This window comes from Alloalcanivorax sp. (genome assembly GCF_964221125.1).
Lineage (GTDB): Bacteria > Pseudomonadota > Gammaproteobacteria > Pseudomonadales > Alcanivoracaceae > Alloalcanivorax > Alloalcanivorax venustensis.
The window spans coordinates 1-18370 of sequence record NZ_CAXPXK010000083.1 but is presented as its reverse complement, the minus strand read 5'-3'; the positions used below and the strand labels follow the sequence as shown (position 1 = coordinate 18370).

Annotated in this window: 19 protein-coding genes; 11 read left to right on the top strand and 8 right to left on the bottom strand. The window is 66.1% G+C overall.

All coding sequences use genetic code 11. From position 1 onward, the window contains the following. The 3 genes from hemF (at nucleotide 1) to ACEQZD_RS10210 (ending at nucleotide 2842) form a co-directional block, all read left to right on the top strand. Complete coding sequence (gene hemF / locus ACEQZD_RS10220; RefSeq protein ID WP_335628308.1) at nucleotides 1-909, top strand: oxygen-dependent coproporphyrinogen oxidase; 909 nt, start codon at nucleotides 1-3, stop codon at nucleotides 907-909. Further along, nucleotides 906-1721, top strand: a complete 816-nt coding sequence (gene aroE, locus ACEQZD_RS10215) for a shikimate dehydrogenase (protein ID WP_142947870.1) — start codon at nucleotides 906-908, stop codon at nucleotides 1719-1721. The genes hemF and aroE overlap by 4 nt, the downstream gene beginning before the upstream one ends. Nucleotides 1722-1855: 134 nt before the next feature. Then, the gene (locus ACEQZD_RS10210; RefSeq protein WP_370185271.1) at nucleotides 1856-2842 is read left to right on the top strand and encodes a lipid A deacylase LpxR family protein; all 987 of its coding nucleotides are present in this window, start codon (nucleotides 1856-1858) and stop codon (nucleotides 2840-2842) included. A gap of 6 nt (nucleotides 2843-2848) precedes the next feature. Here the strand turns inward: ACEQZD_RS10210 and ACEQZD_RS10205 are convergent, their stop codons facing one another. Continuing rightward, nucleotides 2849-3382 carry a gamma carbonic anhydrase family protein gene (locus tag ACEQZD_RS10205; RefSeq protein ID WP_370185269.1) on the bottom strand — a complete coding sequence of 178 codons (534 nt, stop codon included), beginning with the start codon at nucleotides 3380-3382 and terminating at the stop codon, nucleotides 2849-2851. Between the two features lie 50 nt (nucleotides 3383-3432). On the opposite strand from ACEQZD_RS10205, the gene prlC reads away from it, so the two are divergent. Both prlC and ACEQZD_RS10195 read left to right on the top strand, forming a co-directional pair. Continuing rightward, the gene (gene prlC, locus ACEQZD_RS10200; RefSeq protein ID WP_370185267.1) at nucleotides 3433-5469 is read left to right on the top strand and encodes an oligopeptidase A; all 2037 of its coding nucleotides are present in this window, start codon (nucleotides 3433-3435) and stop codon (nucleotides 5467-5469) included. Between the two features lie 5 nt (nucleotides 5470-5474). After that, nucleotides 5475-5675 carry a YheV family putative metal-binding protein gene (locus tag ACEQZD_RS10195; protein WP_142947866.1) on the top strand — a complete coding sequence of 67 codons (201 nt, stop codon included), beginning with the start codon at nucleotides 5475-5477 and terminating at the stop codon, nucleotides 5673-5675. A 3-nt stretch (nucleotides 5676-5678) separates the two neighbouring features. Here the strand turns inward: ACEQZD_RS10195 and ACEQZD_RS10190 are convergent, their stop codons facing one another. Beyond that, nucleotides 5679-6299 (bottom strand): DUF4190 domain-containing protein, encoded by a 621-nt coding sequence (locus ACEQZD_RS10190; protein WP_335628311.1) that lies wholly within the window; start codon nucleotides 6297-6299, stop codon nucleotides 5679-5681. A 215-nt stretch (nucleotides 6300-6514) separates the two neighbouring features. Here ACEQZD_RS10190 and ACEQZD_RS10185 point away from each other — a divergent pair, with 215 nt between their 5' ends. After that, nucleotides 6515-6967, top strand: a complete 453-nt coding sequence (locus ACEQZD_RS10185) for a PA2169 family four-helix-bundle protein (RefSeq protein WP_194856188.1) — start codon at nucleotides 6515-6517, stop codon at nucleotides 6965-6967. A gap of 95 nt (nucleotides 6968-7062) precedes the next feature. Here the strand turns inward: ACEQZD_RS10185 and ACEQZD_RS10180 are convergent, their stop codons facing one another. Next, nucleotides 7063-7839 carry a ferredoxin--NADP reductase gene (locus ACEQZD_RS10180; RefSeq protein ID WP_142947863.1) on the bottom strand — a complete coding sequence of 259 codons (777 nt, stop codon included), beginning with the start codon at nucleotides 7837-7839 and terminating at the stop codon, nucleotides 7063-7065. 115 nt (nucleotides 7840-7954) lie between these two features. Between ACEQZD_RS10180 and ACEQZD_RS10175 the strand changes: the two genes are divergently transcribed. Continuing rightward, nucleotides 7955-8845, top strand: coding sequence for a LysR family transcriptional regulator (locus tag ACEQZD_RS10175; RefSeq protein ID WP_142947862.1), 891 nt, complete (start codon nucleotides 7955-7957; stop codon nucleotides 8843-8845). Between the two features lie 3 nt (nucleotides 8846-8848). Here ACEQZD_RS10175 and ACEQZD_RS10170 read toward each other — a convergent pair whose 3' ends face one another. Both ACEQZD_RS10170 and ACEQZD_RS10165 read right to left on the bottom strand, forming a co-directional pair. Next, the gene (locus ACEQZD_RS10170) at nucleotides 8849-9718 is read right to left on the bottom strand and encodes a DUF3298 domain-containing protein (protein WP_370185264.1); all 870 of its coding nucleotides are present in this window, start codon (nucleotides 9716-9718) and stop codon (nucleotides 8849-8851) included. A gap of 101 nt (nucleotides 9719-9819) precedes the next feature. Further along, on the bottom strand, nucleotides 9820-11538 hold the full coding sequence (locus tag ACEQZD_RS10165) for an alkyl sulfatase dimerization domain-containing protein (protein WP_370185262.1): 1719 nt from the start codon (nucleotides 11536-11538) through the stop codon (nucleotides 9820-9822). 96 nt (nucleotides 11539-11634) lie between these two features. Between ACEQZD_RS10165 and ACEQZD_RS10160 the strand changes: the two genes are divergently transcribed. After that, on the top strand, nucleotides 11635-12636 hold the full coding sequence (locus tag ACEQZD_RS10160) for an AraC family transcriptional regulator ligand-binding domain-containing protein (RefSeq protein ID WP_335628315.1): 1002 nt from the start codon (nucleotides 11635-11637) through the stop codon (nucleotides 12634-12636). 117 nt (nucleotides 12637-12753) lie between these two features. Then, entirely contained in the window at nucleotides 12754-13224 is a 471-nt protein-coding gene (locus ACEQZD_RS10155; RefSeq protein ID WP_335628316.1) for a hypothetical protein, read from the top strand. A 44-nt stretch (nucleotides 13225-13268) separates the two neighbouring features. On the opposite strand, the gene recG is transcribed toward ACEQZD_RS10155, so the two are convergent. Next, nucleotides 13269-15347: an ATP-dependent DNA helicase RecG gene (recG, locus tag ACEQZD_RS10150; RefSeq protein ID WP_370185260.1), complete on the bottom strand. Its 2079-nt coding sequence runs from the start codon at nucleotides 15345-15347 to the stop codon at nucleotides 13269-13271. Between the two features lies 1 nt (nucleotide 15348). Beyond that, complete coding sequence (locus tag ACEQZD_RS10145; protein WP_142947856.1) at nucleotides 15349-16251, bottom strand: hydrogen peroxide-inducible genes activator; 903 nt, start codon at nucleotides 16249-16251, stop codon at nucleotides 15349-15351. Between the two features lie 51 nt (nucleotides 16252-16302). Between ACEQZD_RS10145 and ACEQZD_RS10140 the strand changes: the two genes are divergently transcribed. Next, a complete protein-coding gene (locus tag ACEQZD_RS10140; protein ID WP_335628318.1) occupies nucleotides 16303-17121 on the top strand; it encodes an NAD-dependent epimerase/dehydratase family protein in 819 nt (272 codons plus the stop codon). A gap of 80 nt (nucleotides 17122-17201) precedes the next feature. Here the strand turns inward: ACEQZD_RS10140 and ACEQZD_RS10135 are convergent, their stop codons facing one another. Then, nucleotides 17202-17636, bottom strand: a complete 435-nt coding sequence (locus ACEQZD_RS10135; protein ID WP_370185257.1) for a CBS domain-containing protein — start codon at nucleotides 17634-17636, stop codon at nucleotides 17202-17204. A 489-nt stretch (nucleotides 17637-18125) separates the two neighbouring features. On the opposite strand from ACEQZD_RS10135, the gene ACEQZD_RS10130 reads away from it, so the two are divergent. Further along, the coding region (locus ACEQZD_RS10130; RefSeq protein ID WP_372530076.1) for a CBS domain-containing protein at nucleotides 18126-18370 on the top strand (245 nt) is incomplete at its 3' end.

Here is an 18370-nt window from a genome sequence, read left to right as displayed (position 1 = left end):
ATGAATGACGTATCCCCCCAGGCGGTGAAGGACTATCTGCTCGATCTGCAGGACCGCATCTGCGCGGAACTGGAGAGCGAGGACGGCCAGGGCCGCTTCCAGGAAGACGCCTGGGACCGGGCGGAAGGCGGCGGTGGCCGCAGCCGCGTGCTCACCGAAGGCGCGGTGATCGAAAAAGGCGGGGTTAATTTCTCCCATGTGTTCGGCGAGCGGATGCCGCCCTCCGCCACCGCCCACCGGCCGGAGCTGGCCGGGCGTTCGTTCCAGGCCATGGGCGTGTCGCTGGTGATCCACCCGCACAACCCCTATGTGCCCACCAGTCACGCCAATGTGCGCTTCTTCGTCGCGGAAAAAGAAGGCGAAGCCCCGGTGTGGTGGTTCGGCGGCGGCTTCGACCTGACCCCCTTTTACGGCTTCGAGGAAGACGCGGTGGCCTGGCACCGGGCCGCCCGGGACGCCTGCGCGCCGTTCGGCGACGAACTCTACCCGGAGTTCAAGCGTTGGTGCGACGACTACTTCTATATCAAGCACCGCGACGAGCCGCGCGGCGTGGGCGGGCTGTTCTTCGATGACTTCAACCGCCTCGACTTCGAGCGCAGCTTCGCGCTGATGCGCAGCATCGGCGACGGCTTTATCAGCGCCTACCGGCCGATCATGGCGCGCCGCAAGGCACTGCCCTACGGCCAGCGTGAGCGCGACTTCCAGCTCTATCGCCGTGGCCGCTATGTGGAATTCAACCTGGTCTACGACCGGGGCACCCTGTTCGGCCTGCAGTCCGGTGGCCGCACCGAGTCGATCCTGATGTCGCTGCCACCCCTGGTGCGCTGGGACTACGACTGGCAGCCGGAGCCCGATTCGCCGGAAGCCGAGCTGCATGAGAAATTCCTGATCCACCGGGAGTGGCTATGAGCGACCGTTACGCGGTATTCGGCAATCCGGTGAGCCACAGCCGTTCGCCGGACATCCACCACGCCTTTGCAGCCCAGCGCGGCGCGGACCTGGTCTACGAGCGCATCGAAGCGCCGGTGGACGGTTTCCCGGCGGCGGTGAGCGCGTTCTTCGACGCCGGCGGGCGCGGCGTCAACGTCACCGTGCCGTTCAAGGAGCAGGCCTTCGATCTGTGCGACCGGCTCACCGAGCGGGCCCGCCAGGCCGGCGCCGTGAACACCCTGTGGCGGGTGGACGGCGCCCTGCACGGCGACAACACCGACGGCGCCGGCCTGGTGGCCGACCTGCGCGGCAACCAGGGCTGGGCCCTGGCGCACCGGCGGGTGCTGGTGCTCGGCGCCGGCGGCGCGGTACGCGGCGTGCTCGGCCCGCTGCTGGCCCAGGGCCCGGCGGAGGTGGTAATCGCCAACCGCACCCTGGAGCGCGCGGAAGCGCTGGTGGAGCGCTTCGCCGGCCAGGGCGTGCCCATGCACGCCGCCGCCCTGGATCAGCTGCAACAACCGTTCGACGTGCTGATCAATGCGATCTCCGCCGGGCTGCACGGCGACATGCCGGCGCTCGATCCGAAGCTGGTGGCGCCGGGGTCGGTGGCCTACGACATGGTGTACGGCGCCGAGCCCACGCCGTTCATGCGCTGGGCGGAGCGCCTTGAGGCGGCGGCGGTGTGCGACGGCCTGGGCATGCTGGTGGAGCAGGCGGCGGAAGCCTTCCAGGTGTGGCGCGGCTGGCGCCCGGATACCGCGCCGGTGCTGGCCGGGCTGCGCGGCGCTTGAGCGACCCCACGCGTCATTTTACAAACTTTGTCGCGTTGCGGCTGGCGGCGCTGGCCGAAATCCGCTGAAATATTCGCCAATTGCCGCCCCTGCCTGGGCTGGCCTTTTTGTCTTTTATGCGCTGAGGAAAACTCATGTTTTTGCCACGCTTGGTGGTATTGCTTGCCGCGAGTCTTGTCTGTGGTCTGGTTCAGGCCAACACCTTCGGTTTTTCCTGGGATAACGACGCTTTCCTGGGCCAGGACAAAAACTACACCAACGGCGTCCGGTTCAGCTGGGTCGGTGACGGTCAGTCGGATTGCCAAGCCAACGGCGGCCTGACCTGTGGCGTGGCCCGGGCGCTGGACCCGCTGCCGGGGGTGTCGGCCTCCGATGAGCGGCACGCACTTACCGTCAGTCTTCAGCAGATCATGATCACCCCGTCCGATATCACACGTACCACACCGGATTACAACGACTACCCCTATGTAGGCTATTCCAACCTGGAGGTGGGCCTGTTCAGCTGGGACAAGAAGAACCTGTTCGGCTACGGCGTGCGTGCCGGCATCGTCGGCCCGGATTCCGGTGCCGAGCAATCGCAGAAGTTCGTGCATAAGGTGGTCGGCGCCAACGAGCCCCAGGGCTGGGACGACCAGCTCGGTCAAGACGCCATCGGCGGCGTGTATTTCCTGCACGCGCACCGCCTGTTCCGCAGCACCAACGATGCCGGCTACCAGACCGAACTGGGCGCCGCCTGGGGCATCGACGCCAACAACTTCGAGAGTGGCGCCCAGGTCGGTGGCTTTATCCGCTTCGGCCGTAACCTGCCCGGTAATTTTATTCCCGATTACGCCGGCCTCGGCACCGCCGGCTCGCTGGTGGGCCTGTTTGATAATCCGGGATTCGGCTGGGAAGTGTTCTTCGGTTTAAGCGGTCAGTACGTGGGCTATTCCTACCTGGAAGAGAACGGGGGCCGCTACAACATCGAGGCCCGCGACGCCGTCGGCGCGGTGATCACCGGCTTCGGGGTTCGCTCCGGTAAATTCAGCTTCACCATGACTTTACAGACCTCCTCCTCGCCGGTGCGTGACAAAGATGACCCGCTGAGCTTCGGCAATATGTCCTTTATGTGGGCCATCTAAGCCGCCTTAGGCGTCGTCCAGGTACTGGTCCTTCAGCTTCACATAGTTGCCCGCCACATAGGGCAGGAACTCGATTTCCTTGGCGGTCAGTTCGCGCACCGGCCGCGCCGGCCGGCCCCGGTACAGCCAGCCGGAGGCCAGCCGTTTGCCCGGGCTCACCAGGCTGCCGGCGGCCAGCATCACGTCACTTTCCACCACGGCGCCGTCCATGATCATGGTCTGCATGCCGATCATCACCCGGTCGCCGATGGTGCAGCCGTGCAGCATCGCCTGATGGCCCACGGTGACGTCGTCGCCCAGGGTCAGCGGGAAGCCGCCGGGGTTGAAGGCGGAGTCGTGGGTGATGTGCAGCACGGCGTTATCCTGCACACTGGTACGCGCGCCGATAACGATGCGATGCATGTCGCCACGCACCACGGCGCCGGGCCATACGGAGCTGTCGTCGCCCAGGGCCACCTCGCCGATCACGGTGGAGGCCGGGTCGATGAAAACCCGTTCACCCTGGCTTGGCACCTTGTTCTGGAAGCTTCGAATCCCCATCTGACACCTATTCATCAAGACGAATCAGACCCGTTATAACGAGAGGCACCATGAGTCACAACCCGCTGATTGATTACCCGGACCTGCCGCCCTTCTCCGAAATCCGCCCGGAGCACGTGAAACCGGCGGTGGAACAGTTGGTGGAAGCGGGCCGCGAGCGCATCCGCCAAGTGCTGGCCGACGGTGACTTCAGCTACCGGGCTCTGGAATTGACCCTGGCCGAGGAAGACGAGCGCCTGGAAAAGGCCTTCGGCCCGGTGGGGCACCTTAACGCCGTGGCCCAGGACGAAGCGCTGCGCGAAGCGTACAACGCCTGCCTGCCGCTGATCAGCGAGTACAGCACCGAAGTGGGCCAGAACAGCGAGCTGTTCGCCGCCTACCAGGCGCTGCGCGACAGCGACGAATTCAACACCCTGACACCGGCCCAGCAGAAAGACATCGACAACACACTGCGCGATTTCCGCCTCTCCGGCGTGGCCCTGCCGGAAGCGCAGAAGGCGCAGTACATGGAGAACGCCAAGCGGCTGTCTGAGCTGACCACCCGCTTCGAGAACAACTTGCTGGACGCCACCCAGGCCTGGAAAAAACACGTCACCGATGAAGCGGAACTGGCCGGGCTGCCGGACACCGCCCTGGCCGGCACCGCCGACCGCGCCCGCGCCGAGGGCCTGGAACAGGGCTGGCTGCTGACCCTCGACTTCCCGGTGTTCTTCGCGGTGATGAGCCACGCCGAGAACCGCGCCCTGCGCGAAGAGATGTACCGGGCCTTCACCACCCGCGCCTCCGACCAGGGCCCGCAGGCCGGTGAATACGACAACGGCGCGGTGATGGACGAGATCCTCAAGCTGCGCCACGAGCAGGCCAACCTGCTCGGTTTCGCCAACTACGCGGATAAATCCCTGGCCACCAAGATGGCCCGCGACGTGGAGGAAGTGATCGGCTTCCTCGACGACCTGGCCCGCCGCGCCAAACCCCAGGCGGAACGGGAAGTGGCGGCCTTGAAGGCGTTCGCCGCCGAGCAGGGCGCCGACGACCTGCAGCCCTGGGACCTGGGCTACTGGAGTGAGCGTCTGCGCGAGGCCCGCTACGACCTTTCCGACGAAGCGCTGCGCCCCTGGTTCCCGGCGGAGAAAGTGATCGACGGCATGTTCCAGGTGGTCGGCAAGCTGTTCGGCATTCGTTTCCGCCAGCGTGACGACGTGGACACCTGGCACCCGGACGTACGCTTCTTTGAACTGGTGGACGACGACGGCAGCGTGCGCGCCGCGTTCTACCTCGACATGTACGCGCGCAACGGCAAGCGCGGCGGGGCCTGGATGGACGACGCCCGGGTGCGCCGCCGCCGTCTGGACGGCGAACTGCAGACCCCGGTCGCCTACCTGACCTGCAACTTCGCGCCGCCGGCCGGCGGCAAGCCCGGCCTGCTCACCCACGACGAAGTGGTCACCCTGTTCCACGAGTTCGGCCATGGGCTGCACCACATGCTCACCGAGCAGGAAGTGGCCGGCATCTCCGGTATTAACGGCGTGGCCTGGGACGCGGTGGAGCTGCCCAGCCAGTTCCTGGAAAACTGGTGCTGGACCGAAGAGGGCCTGGCGCTGATTTCCGGCCACTACGAAACCGGCGAACCGCTGCCCCGGGAAACCCTGGACAAGATGCTCGCCGCCAAGAACTTCCAAAGCGCCATGGGCATGATGCGCCAACTGGAATTCTCGCTGTTCGACATGCGCCTGCACGCGGAATACCGCGAAGGCCTGAATATCCAGCAGGTGCTGGATGAAGTGCGCGAGCAGGTGTCGGTGATCAAGCCGCCGGCCTTCAACCGCTTCCAGAACGGTTTCGGGCACATCTTCGCCGGCGGCTACGCGGCCGGTTACTACAGCTACAAGTGGGCAGAAGTGCTCTCCTGTGACGCCTATGCCCGCTTCGAGGAGGAAGGCCCGTTCAACGAAACCACCGGTCGCGATTTCCGCGACAAGATCCTCGCCCGTGGCGGCAGCCGCGAGCCGATGGAACTGTTCGTGGATTTCCGCGGCCGCGAACCCAGTGTCGAGCCGTTGCTTCGCCACAGCGGCATCGAAGGTTAGCGATTATGGTTAAACGTCAGTTCATCGCCGGGGCGACCTGCCCCGGCTGCGGCGCCATGGACCGTATCCAGCGCTGCAGTGACGACGACAGTACCTGGATGGAGTGTGTCGCCTGCGGGCTGGTCCGCGACCTGGACCAGCCACCCGCGGCGGCGGACGCCACCGACGCCAATGAGCAGACGGTGACGCTAAAGCCCCGGCGTTAGGTATCAGTAACGCCAGCCCGGTGAGCTCAAGTAGGCGTAGACGAACACCGCGGCGGCGACCAGGAACACCACCATCATCACGGTGGCGATGATGCCGAAAATCATGCCCGCGATGGCGGTGCCCCGCCCGCCGGGGTCACGCTCGCCCCGGTCCATGGCTTTCAGCTCCAGCACCCCCAATACCCAGGCGACCACCCCCAGCGGCGAGAACAGCAGCATGCTGATCAGGCCCAGCGTCAGTACCAGGGTGCCGCGATGCGGCTGCACCGCTTCTCCGGTCCGTGTCCCTTCGGCGGCCGGCACCGCCGGCCGGTAGGGTTCGCGCTCAACGAAAGCGGCGGCCAGCAGCAGCCCCAGAGTGGTCGCGCCGAACACGAAATAACCCGCCGACACAATCATCGAATAGGCTTCCCAGGACAGTAGCCCGTTGCCGCTGAGCGGCACCAGAAAATGATTGGTCACCACCTGGAACACGGCCTGAAGCAGTAACACCACGCTGGCGAGTATCACCAGCAGGGACGCTTTGCGCGCCCGGCTTCTGAAGACGATGCCCAGCACCAGGCCGACAATGGCCGGTATAACAACGGGCAGAAGGTTGATGATGGTGCTCAGATATTGCGGCATGCGGCCCCCTGATAATCAAAGGCGGCCACGTTAGCGTTGTCGGCGGCGATTGTCCCGGCCGGCGGTCACAGTTCCGCGGCGGCCGATTCCCACCCGATGCAAAAGAAGGTAAAGCGGTGTGATTGGGGGTCGGCAAGTCCGCCCCGCAGGGCGCACTATGATTTTCCCACCGTGATTCTCATGGTGAGCGAAACCGATGAGAAAGGAGTTCTCTCATGTCCGACGATAAGGTAACCAAAGTACTTAACGCCTTGATTGAAACCTGCCGGGACGGCGAAGAAGGTTTTCGCACTTGCGCCGAACAAATGGAAAAACCCGAACTGCAACAGATTTGCAGAGACCGCGCCCAGAGCTGCGCCACGGCGGCCCAGGAGCTGCAAGAACTGGTGCGCGCCCAGGGCGGCGATCCGGAAGACAGCACCAGCGTGGCCGGCACGCTGCACCGCCGCTGGGTGGATCTGAAAGCGAAGCTGATGGACCGCACCGACGAAACCGTGCTCAACGAATGCGAACGCGGTGAGGATGTGGCCAAGCACAACTACCAGAAGGCGCTCGATGAAGAGCTGCCGGAGACGGTGCGTGCCGTGGTGGAAAAGCAGTACCTGGGTGTGAAGGAAAACCACGACAAGATAAAAGCACTGCGTGACGCTGAACGCGCCAAGGCGTGAGCCCGTTTTGCTGATAACCCGAGGCAATAAAAAACCCGGCGAAGGCCGGGTTTTTTATTGTCGGGCCGCTCTCAAGGCCGGCGCGCCGCGTCCGGTTATTTCTCGACGAAGGCGCGCTCGATCACGTACTCGTGCATGTGACCGCCACGGGATTCGCGGAAGCCCCAGTCATCCAGAATGTTGGTGAAGTCCTTCAGCATGGCGGGGCTGCCGCACAGCATGAAACGGTCTTCTTCCAGATTGGGCTTGGGCAGCTCCAGATCGTCGAACAGCTTGCCGCTGGTCATCAGATCGGTGAGCCGGCCCTTGTTGCGGTACGGCTCGCGGGTCACTGTCGGATAATAGAGCAACTGGTTGCGGATAATATCGCCGAAGAATTCGTTGTCCGGCAGCTCGTTCTCGATCACGTCGCGGTAAGCCAGCTCCGAGGTGTAGCGCACCCCGTGGGTGAGGATCACCTGATCAAACTGCTCGTAGATCTCCGGATCCTTGATGATGCTCAGGAACGGCGCCAGGCCGGTGCCAGTGGACAGCAGCCACAGGCGTTTGCCGGGCAGCAGATGGTCCGCCACCAGGGTGCCGGTGGGCTTGCGGCTCACATAGATCTTGTCGCCGGGCTGAATTTTCTGCAGCCGCGAGGTGAGCGGGCCGTCCGGCACCTTGATGCTGAAGAACTCCAGCTCTTCCTCATAGTTGGCGCTGGCGATGGAATAAGCGCGCAGCAGCGGACGGCCGCCATCCTGCTCCAGGCCGATCATGGTGAAATGACCGTTCTTGAAGCGGAAGCCGGGATCGCGACTGGTGGTGAAACTGAACAGGGTTTCATTCCAGTGGCGAACGCTGGTGACGGTTTCAGTATTCAAATTTGACATATGCTAATACGCTTTTATTCCGAAATATCCAGTTGGTGAGAATATAATCACCCGGGAGATATCGGTAAAATGGGTTATCCCGATATTTGATATCGATTATACCGATGAGACCGCTATGCGCTACACCCTCCGCCAGCTCGAGGTGTTCCTCGCCACCGCCCACTTCGAAAACGTCAGCCGCGCCGCGGATCACCTCAGCATGTCCCAGTCCGCCGCCTCCGGGGCGCTCAAGGAGCTTGAGTCGCAGTTCGAGATCAAGCTGTTCGAGCGCGCCGGCAAGCGCCTGCGTCTCAACGAGCTGGGCCGCCAGCTGTGGCCCCGGGCCGAGGCCCTGCTGGGCCAGGCCCGTGATCTGGAGGCCGGGCTGCTGGCCCATCAGGAGCTGGGGCAACTTAATGTGGGGGCGACCCTGACCATCGGCAACTACCTGGCGGTGAGTATTATGGCCCGTTATATGGCCGAACAGCCCGGCGCCCGGGTGCAACTGGAGGTGGCCAACACCCGCGCCATCGTCGACCGGGTGCTGGGGTTCGATCTGGATCTGGGGCTGATCGAGGGGGAAATGAACCACCGCGACCTGGAGCTGCTGCCCTGGCGTGAGGACGAGCTGGTGGTGTTCTGCGCCCCGGACCACCCCCTGGCCGGCAAGCCGCGCCTGGACGACCATGATTTGAAAGCCGCCACCTGGATCGTCCGCGAGTCCGGCTCCGGCACGCGGCAGACGTTCGAGCGCGGCATGCACGGCATCCTGCCGGATCTTAACCTGCTGCTGGAGCTGGAGCACACCGAGGCGATCAAGCGGGCGGTGGAAACCGGCCTGGGCATCAGTTGCCTGTCGCGGGTGTCACTGCGCGAGGCCTTCCGGCGCGGGTCGCTGGTGCCCCTGGCGGTGCCGCACCGGGATTTCAGCCGCGAGTTCTATTTCGTGCTGCACCGGCAAAAGTACCGCAGCCCGGGGGTGGAGCGCTGGCTGCAACTGTGCCGGGAATCCCGCGATCAGGGCTGAGGGCTACTGGCCGCCGTCCGGCCGGTATTCTTCGCGGATCACCCCTTCCAGGTCTTTCCACGGCAGCGTCAGGGTGGGCTGGCCCATCACATAGGGGGCGATGGAATAGACGTCGTAATGCAGCACCAGGCCCTTGCGGGTGAGCCGGAAGTCACTGCTCTCCTGGAACGGCCAGGCCTGGCGGAAGTCCTCGTCGGAATCCACTTCCTTTTCCAGCCAGCGTTCGTGGGCGCGGCGCGCGGCCGCTTCGAAGGCGTCTTCCTGGCCCGGGTTAATCACCTGCCCCAGGGACACCGGGCGGTGCGCGGTCAGATCCCAGTTCAGCCAGCGTGTCACCGGCAGGCCATGGGCGCCGCCGGTGAATTCGTAGCTGTCGATGGCCACCGTCAGCAGGTCCTTCCAGCGGCCCAGCTGGCGGCTGTCACCGCTGAGCTCCCAGCCCCGGGCACCGTCGCCGGGAATCCCGGCGGCGGTGGTGAGAAAGCGGTCGGCGGCCTCTTCCAGGGTTTTCGGCGGGGCCCCCTGGTCCTCGCCGTTACCGCCCAGCTGCCGGATCATGCGGCGGCGCACCGCCTGGTTCAGCTCCGGGTGGCCTTCGTAGAGCTCCAGATCCACGGCCACTTTGGCGCAGTCGTCGCCGCTGCAGTTATCGGCGCGGCGGCGCAGGGTTTCCTGGCGGGTTTCCAGCTTGCCCTCGGGCGCCGCCGTTGCCGGCGGCTTGCTCTGCTGCGCGGCGCCGTTATCGGCCGGAGCCGGCCGCTTCTCGCCGTCGGGTTGCTCCGGGCCGTTGTCACAGGCGCTCAGGGCCAGCAGCGCGGCCAGCGCGCCGGCTCGTAACCAGGGGGATAATACGTTGCAGCGGCGTTCCGGCATGACAGCTTCCTGAGTGAGTGGCGGGTCCGTCGGGGACAGCCACCGAGCATGCCCTGATTGCCCGTTACCGGGCAACCCGGGAAGCCGTGCCGAAACCGTTTTCAGTCCACTTTTTCGAAATAGCCCAGCAGGCGCAGGGCGGCGATCTTGTCGCCGTCGATATCCAGGTCGTCGCCGGCCAGGGCGGTCACCGCGCTGCGGTTGCCGGCGGCGATCGCCTTCCAGACCGGTTCGCGGGTGTGCAGTACCGCCACGGTGTCTTCCGCCAGGCCCGGGCGCACCTGGGCCACGCCCCGGCGGATTTCCAGGGTGAAGCGGCGGTCGCTGTCGGCGAACTGGAAGCCGAGCTTCTCGTGCACATCGAGGGTGTCTTCCGCCTTCAGGAAGGCCGGCATGGCGGCCAGGAAGTTGTCGATCGGCAGGGTGTCGAGAAAGCCTTCCGGTGGCTCGGTGCGGAAGCCGGGGTTCAGACCGTCCGCTTCTTCCCGGGCGGCGGTGAAGTAGTAGTTGCGGGCGTTGGGGTTGGCTTCCACCTCGCCCAGTCGGCGCAGGGCTTCGGCGCGCAGCTGATTGACCGCGTCATCGTCCGGGCGCAGCGCGCGCAGGTGGTCGCTGAGGCTGAGCGCCCACTGGGCGTCGCCCTGCTCCAGGGCGGCGCGGGCCTTGTCCGCCAGGGCCTGCTCGCCGCCGGCCAGCTCGGCCATGTGGCGCGCCTGCTGCTCGCCGGGCAGCGGCTGCAGGGTGCTGGGGTTACCGTCGAACCAGCCCAGGTAGCCGTCGAACACCGAGCGCACCGACCAGCTCACCTTGCCGTAGAACTCCTGCAGCCAGGGGCTTTCCGCCAGATGCGGCGGCAGCTGCACGCGCTCGACGATCTGATCGGGGGTCAGGCCCTTGTTCATGTGGCGCAGGGTCTGGTCGTGCACGTACTGGATCGCGTCGCGGTAATCGGTGAGGGTGTCGTGGATGCGCTCGCGGCCGCTCAGCGGACGGGTGTGGCTGGGCACCAGGAACTCGGCGTCCAGGGCGCGGATCTTGTCCAGGCTGGCGGCCCACTTCTGCACGTCCCGGTAATAGGTGCCGCGGATGGTGTAGAGGTTGGGGAAGGTCTGATAGATGTTGTCGCCGCTGAGCACCACCTTCTTCTCCGGCAGCCATACGAACAACTGGTCCTCGGTCTCGCCGGGGGCGTGCACCAGTTCCAGCTTGATGCCGGCGATGGTGGTTTCCAGGCGCTCATCCACGGTGTGGTCCGGCGGCAGGGCGAACAGCGTGCTCTCTTCGCTGACGCCCAGATGGGGGCCGATGCCGTCGTTGATGCGCTCGCCCTCGGGCAGATGGTGGCCGAACATGCGCATGGAGCGCGTGGTGATGATCGGCCGGATCTGATTCACCACCCGGTTGATGTAATAGCCGGTGCTCTGGTGGGCGTACACCGGCACCTCGCCGGGGGCGGCGAAGGCCCGCGCGCCGAACACATGGTCGGCGTGGTTGTGGGTGTAGATGATCGCCGCGATCGGCTTGTCGGTGATCTCGCGGAAGGCGGCCAGCACCGCTTCCCCTTCCGCCACCGTTTCCATGGTGTCGACGATAATGATGCCGTCGTCGCCTTCCAGCATAATGGAATTGGCGAGGCCGAAGCCCACCGCCACGTGAACGCCGTCGGTGACTTCCACCACCTCTTTCTCGAACAGCTTGCTGTGTTCGCGCAGCGCGTCGGGGGCCGGGGTGGCCCGAGGTTCGGGGGCGGAGCTGTCGCCGCAGGCGGCCAGGGCGGCCGCGCCGACCGCCATAACAAAAAGCAGAACCGGGTATCGCATGGAATCTTGTCCTTATTCTGAGAGTGCCTGGCAGGCTAGCGCCGCCGGGCCGGGCCACCAAGGTGGCAAGCGGCCACCGGCTGGTGGCCACTGACCATGGCGCCGTTCACCGCCACCACCGTGGCCGCCTGGCCGCTGGCCGTGCTCGACACCCTGGCGCGCCGGGGCCTGGACGGCGACCTGGCGCTGCGTGAAGCGGGCCTGGAGCGCGCCTGGCTGGCCGCCAACCCCGGTGGCCGGGTGACCGTGGCGGCGATGGGCCGGCTGTGGGCCGCCGCGGAACGGCTCAGCGGTGACCCGGCCATCGGTCTGTACGTGGGCCTGGCGGCGCAGCCCATGCACCTGCGGATACTCGGCCTGCTGGTGCAGACCGCCCCCAGCCTGGACCACGTGATCGACTTCGCGGTGCGCTTTCAGGCGCTGGTGTCCAACAGCGTCACGGTGTCCCGGGTGCACCGGCCCGGCGCCGAGGGCCTGGCGATCCGGCCGCTGGACGGCACGCCGGTGCACCCCTGCGCCCTGGACGCCTTTATCGCCGCCCATGTCCAGCACCTGCTCCGGGTGGCGCCGGCCGGCGCGGTCACCGAAGTGGCGCTGCGCCGTTCCGAGCCGGCGGATCCGCGCCCCTGGCAGGCCAGGCTGTGCCGACAGGTGGTGTTCGGCGCCGACGCCGACGTGGTCTGGCACGACCGGGCGCGGCTGCACACGCCCCTGCCCCTGGGCGACGACGGCCTCTCCCGGCAGCACCAGCAACTGGCCGAGCAGGCGCTGGCGGAGCTCGACCGCTCGCCGCCGCTGGTCCAGACCCTGCGCGGCCTGCTGCGGGTGCGCCCCGGCGGGCCGCCCACCCTGGGCGAGCTGGCGGCGGCGGTGAACCTGAGTGAGCGCTCGCTGCGCCGTCATCTGGCCGAAGCCGGCAGCGGCTACCGCCGTCTTATCGAGGAGCACAGTGCCGAGCGGGCCGCCGCCCTGCTGCGCAGCAGCGAGCGCTCGGTGGCGGAGGTGGCCGATCAGCTGGGGTTCTCCGACGCCAGCAATTTCAGCAAGGCGTTCAAGCGCTGGTACGGCGTCAGCCCGGACCGCTTCCGGCAGCGCTGACGCCCGGTTTTCAGAGCTGACGCCCTGTTTTGCACAATTTTTCCCCGCTCTGCCTTGCCAGCGGCAATACTGCCTCCATGTACACGGGTAACTGAAAAAATCATGGAGCGAATAACGATGCGACAGTCATTGCTTCTGGCGGCGACCCTGATGATGGTCACCACCGCCACCAGCTGGGCACAGAGCACCACCGAGGGAACGCCCAACATCAAGCAGCCGGATCAGGAAAACGTCTCCGCGCAGATGCGTGACACCTGGGAGGCCTTCAAGAACTTCTCCGTGGAGCAGAAGAACGAAGCGGTGGAGATGGCCCGCCGGGCTCTGGCCAACCTGGATGAGGAAATCGACGAAGCCCAGAAAGAGATCGATCGGGGCTGGCAGAACCTGTCCCAGGAAGCGCGCCTGGAAAAGCAGGAAACCCTCAGCGAGTTGAAGGACGAGCGCGAGGAACTGCAGGCTGAATATCAGGAACTGCAGGCCGCCAGTGACGACAACTGGGAAGAAGCCAAGCGCCGCTTCGGTAGCGCCTGGCAGTCCACCAAGCAGGCCTGGCGCGACCTGACCGCACCCAGCCCCGACACCGAATAACCGGCTAACCCCTTGTGCGAGCGGGCCCGGCCCGCTCCCACAAGTCAGACATCGGCGAAATGTTCACCGCCGCGAAGCCAGCGGCGCAGCAAGCGTTCGACACGGTCGGGGTACTGCTTGAGCAATGCCGCCGCCACTTCCCGGGCCGGCGCCATGAGCGCCTCGTCGCGTACCAGGTCGGCGATGCGGAACGCCAGGTCGCCGGTCTGGCGGGTGCCGAGCCACTCGCCGGGGCCGCGTAATTTCAGGTCTTCCTCGGCGATCACGAAACCGTCGCTGGTGTCGCGCATCACCGCCAGGCGCTTCTTGGCGGTGAACGACAACGGCGTCTGGTAGAGCAGCAGGCAGTAGCTCTGCTCGCCGCCCCGTCCCACGCGCCCGCGCAGCTGGTGCAGCTGCGCCAGCCCCAGCCGTTCCGCGTTTTCCATCACCATCAGGGTGGCGTTGGGCACGTCCACGCCCACCTCGATCACGGTGGTCGCCACCAGCAGCTGCGCTTCACCGCTGGAAAAACGGGCCATCCGCTCTGCTTTTTCCTTGGCCTTCATGCGCCCGTGCACCAGTTCCACGGTGAGTTCGGGCAGCGCCTCCTGCAGGGTTTCGAAGGTGGCTTCAGCGGCCTGGGCCTGCAGCTCGTCGGATTCCTCGATCAGGGTGCACACCCAATAGGCCTGGGTGCCCTCCTGGCAGGCGGCGCGGATGCGCGCCACCACGTCGTCGCGGCGCGAGGTGGGCAGCGCCAGGGTCTGGATCGGCTTGCGGCCGGGCGGCATTTCGTCGATCACCGAGGTGTCCAGGTCACCGTACACGCTCATCGCCAGGGTGCGCGGAATCGGCGTGGCGGTGAGGGTGAGCTGGTGCGGCACCTGATTGCCGAAGCGGCCTTTTTCGCGCAGTGCCAGCCGCTGCTGCACGCCGAAACGGTGCTGCTCGTCGATGATGATCAGCCCCAGGCGCTGGAACACCACCGCGTCCTGGAACAGGGCGTGGGTCCCCACCACCAGGGCGCCGTGGCCTTCGGCCAGGGCCGCCAGGGTCTCCCGGCGCGCCTTGGCGCCGACGCTGCCGGCCAGCCAGTGCACATCGATGCCCAGCGGCGCCAGCCAGTGGCGGAAATTGGCCAGGTGCTGCTCGGCGAGCAGTTCCGTGGGCGCCATCAACGCCACCTGGTAGCCGGATTCGATCGCCACCAGGGCGGCGGCGGCGGCCACCAGGGTTTTGCCGGAGCCCACGTCCCCCTGGATCAGGCGCAGCATCGGGTGCTGGCGGGCCAGGTCGGCGCGGATCTCCCCGATCACTCTCTGCTGGGCGCCGGTGAGCTGGAACGGCAGCGCCTGGAGCAGCTTGCCGGTGAGGGCCTCGCCGCTCAGCACCGGCGCCGACAGCGCCTTCTGGCCGGCCCGTTTGGCCAGCATGCCCAACTGATGGGCGACCATCTCTTCCATCACCAGGCGCTTCACCGCCGGGTGATTGCCGTCCAGCAGCAGGTCCACCGGGTCGTCCGGTTGCGGGTGATGCAGCTTGGTGAGGGCCTGGGCCAGGCCGGGCAGGCCGCTCTGATCCAGCAGTTGCCGGGGGATCAGCTCTTCCGGCGCATGGGTCTGTAGCCACTGCAGGCCCTGGGCGGCGAGATTGCGCAGCAGCTTCTGGCTGACCCCTTCGGTGGTCGGGTAGACCGGCGTCAGGGCTTTTTCCAGTGGTGGGATATCCGGGCCGGACTGGTATTCCGGATGGTAGAACTCCAGGCCGGCGGCGCCGGGGCGGGGCTCGCCGTAGACGCGGATGCGGCGGCCTTTTTCCAGCGCGTTCTTCTGCGCCGCGCTGAAGTGATAAAAGCGCAGCGCCACCAGGCCGGTGCCGTCGGCCACCTTGCATAGCAGCGAGCGGCGTTTGCCGAACACCACGTCGGCGGCCATCACCTCGCCTTCGATCACCACGCCTTGTTCCGGGCGCAGGCTGCCGATGGGGGTGATGCGGGTGCGGTCTTCGTAGCGGAACGGCAGATGGAAGAGCACATCTTCCAGGGTCGCCAGCCCGAGCCGGGCCAGCCGTTCCGCCGCCCGGGGGCCGACACCCTTAAGACGGGTAATGTCGATCGTCTCCAGGACGGCGGGCGGGCTCATATCAGGCGGCGAGGCCCTCGCGGGGCACCGCGTGGCGCAGCACTTCGATGGCCTTGGGGCGCGGGAAGCTGTCGCGCCACACCAGGGCAATGGTGCGTGACGGCACCGGCGCCGCGAACGGGCGCACCGCGAAGGTGCTCTTGTCGTAGCCGTGCTGGTAGAGCGCGGAGTTGGGCAACACGGTGATGCCGAGACCGGAGGCGACCATGTGGCGCAGGGTTTCCAGCGAGCCGCCTTCGATCTGCACCAGGTTGCGCTGGCGCTCGGAATCGATCGCCGGGCACAGCTCCAGCACCTGGTCGCGGAAGCAGTGGCCTTCGCCGAGCAGCAGCAGGGTCTCGTCGAGCATCTGTTCCGGTTGGATCTGCTTCTGCTTGGTCCAGGGGTGGTCGCCGGGCAGCAGCACCGAGAAGGACTCCTCGTACATCTGCGCGCGCACCAGGCCGCCGCCGGAGAACGGCAGCGCCACGATGATGGCGTCCAGCTCGCCACGGTCGAGCTTGCCACGTAGCACATGGGTGTAGTTTTCTTCGATGAACAGCGGCATGTCCGGCGCTTCCGCCCGCACCCGCGGTATCATGGTGGGGAACAGGTACGGCGCCACGGTGAAGATGGCGCCCACCCGCAGCGGCGAGCCCAGCTGATCGCGCTGGCTCATGGCCATCTGCTCGAGCAGGTCGGCCTGCTCCAGCACTCGCTGGGCCTGGGCGATGATCGGCTCCGCCTGGGGGGTGACCACCACCTCCCGGGGACGCCGCTCGAACAATGGCATGCCGAGCTGCTCTTCCAGCTTTTTGATCGCCGCGCTCAGCGTCGGCTGGCTGACGTTGCAGACCTGGGCGGCGTGGCCGAAATGACGTTCCCGGGCCAGTGCGACCAGATAGCGTAGTTCTGTTAGTGTCATAAGCGTAAAAACTTTTTTCGATGATAGGCCATTGTGCCGGACTCAAAGACTATGAGCCATATTCTAATTGCCGGTCTCGGCGACCTGGGCCGCGGCTTGGCGGAAAACCTGCTGGCCGCCGGCCACCGCGTCAGCGGCATACGCCGGGGCAGCGACGCCCCCAGCGGCGTGGACCTGTACAGCCAGGACCTGCTCGACGGCGCCCACCTGCTGCCGCCGGACCGGGTCGACCTGCTGGTGATCATCATGACCCCCAGTGAGTACTCCGAGGAAGGGTACCTGAAAGCCTATGTGCGCGCGCCGCTCAATCTGCTCGACGCGCTGGCCGAACAGCAGCCCCTGCCGCCGATTCTGTTCGTCTCCAGCAGCGCCGTGTTCGGTGACCTGGAAGGCGACGTGGACGAGACCACACCGCCGGCGCCGACCCGCTATAACGGCAAGGTGGTGCTGGCCGCCGAGCAGGAGATCAGCACCCGTGGCCTGACCACGGTGGTACGGTTCAGCGGCATTTACGGCCCCGGCCGCAACCGCCTGCTCACCAAGGTGGCGCGCATGGCGGGCGGCGAAGAGCCGCTGCCGGAAGCGAAATGGAGCAACCGCATCCACCGCGACGACTGCGTCGGCCTGCTGGGCAATCTGGTGGGGCGCTGGCTGTCCGGCGAGACGGTGCCGCCGCTGGTGGTGGGCACCGACAACAGCCCGGCCAGCAACCTGGACGTGTACCAGTGGCTGGCGCAGCAGCAGGGCCTGACGTTGTCCGTGCCGGAGGCCACGCCCACCGGCAAGCGCGTCTACAGCCGCTTTATCGCCGACGGCGGCTACGCGCTGCGCTACCCCGACTTCCGCGCCGGCTACGCCACGCTCTTGTAGGAGCGGGCCCGCTCCCAAAGTGGCCAGGCACAAAAAAGCCGGGCAAGGGCCCGGCCTGTGTCGAGGAGGTGTCGGCGTGGTCAGGCCACGCGCTGGTACTGGGTGCTGCAGGAGGACACCGCGGACTGGATGCGTTCGTCGTGCTTGCCCTTGCTGGCGATGTCGGACAGCGAGATCACGCCCACCAGGCTTTTGCTGTCCCGGTCGTCCAGCACCATTAAACGCTGAACCTGCTGCTCCTGCATGTTGGCGGCCACGTCGGCGACGTCGTCGTCCTGGAAGCAGTACAGCACCAGACCGGTCATGCAATCCTTCACCGGTGTGTCCGGGCCTTTGCTTTCCGAGAGAGCGCGGATCACCAGATCCCGGTCGGTGGTGATGCCCACCAGGCGGTCGTGTTCCGCGATCGGCAGCACGCCCACATGGAGGTCGCGCATCATTCTGGCGGCGTCCGCCACGCTGGCATCGGTGTTCAGGGTGCGGGGGGATTCGCTCATGACGTCCTGTACTTTCATATCCATAACTCCTTCTATTGCGACTGCTTAGCTGCAAATGCCTTTTGAGCGGGCGCCGCTAATCCTTGCCGGCGCCTGTATGCAGCGTCACAAACTGTGACCGCGTGAGGCAAGTTACGTTGAGAACGATTGCTGATAGTCAGGCGCTGGTCATGCCGCTCATTTATAAGGTACTGATCGGCCGGACTGGGCCTCGCCGCCCGGCACAAGGGCACCCACGGCCTGGAGCCGCCGGAAGCCGGGCGAAGGCGCCAACAATACCGCAGCCGGGCGGCGAGGCCCAGTGCCGGTGAATCCGTCCCCTTATCAGCCCCCGGCCTGACCAAGGGGTGATTATCAGCAATCGTTCTCATAGGGATTTGCCCACCGGCGGCGCCGTTTGTGATGCTGGGTTCCGGCGCCGGCAAGGATTCGCGGTGCCGGCCGAAAGGCATTTGCAGCAAAGCAGTCGCAATAGAAGGAGTTATGGCTATGAATGTACAGGACGTAATGAGCGAATCCCCCCGCACCCTGAATACCGATGCCAGCGTGGAAGACGCCGCCAAAATGATGCGCGACCTCCATGTGGGCGTGCTGCCGATCGCGGAGCACGACCGCCTGGTGGGCATCACCACCGACCGGGACCTGGTGATCCGCGCCCTGTCGGAAAGCAAAGGCCCGGACACGCCGGTGAAGGATTGCATGACCGGCCTGGTGCTGTACTGCTTCCAGGACGACGACGTCGCCGACGTGGC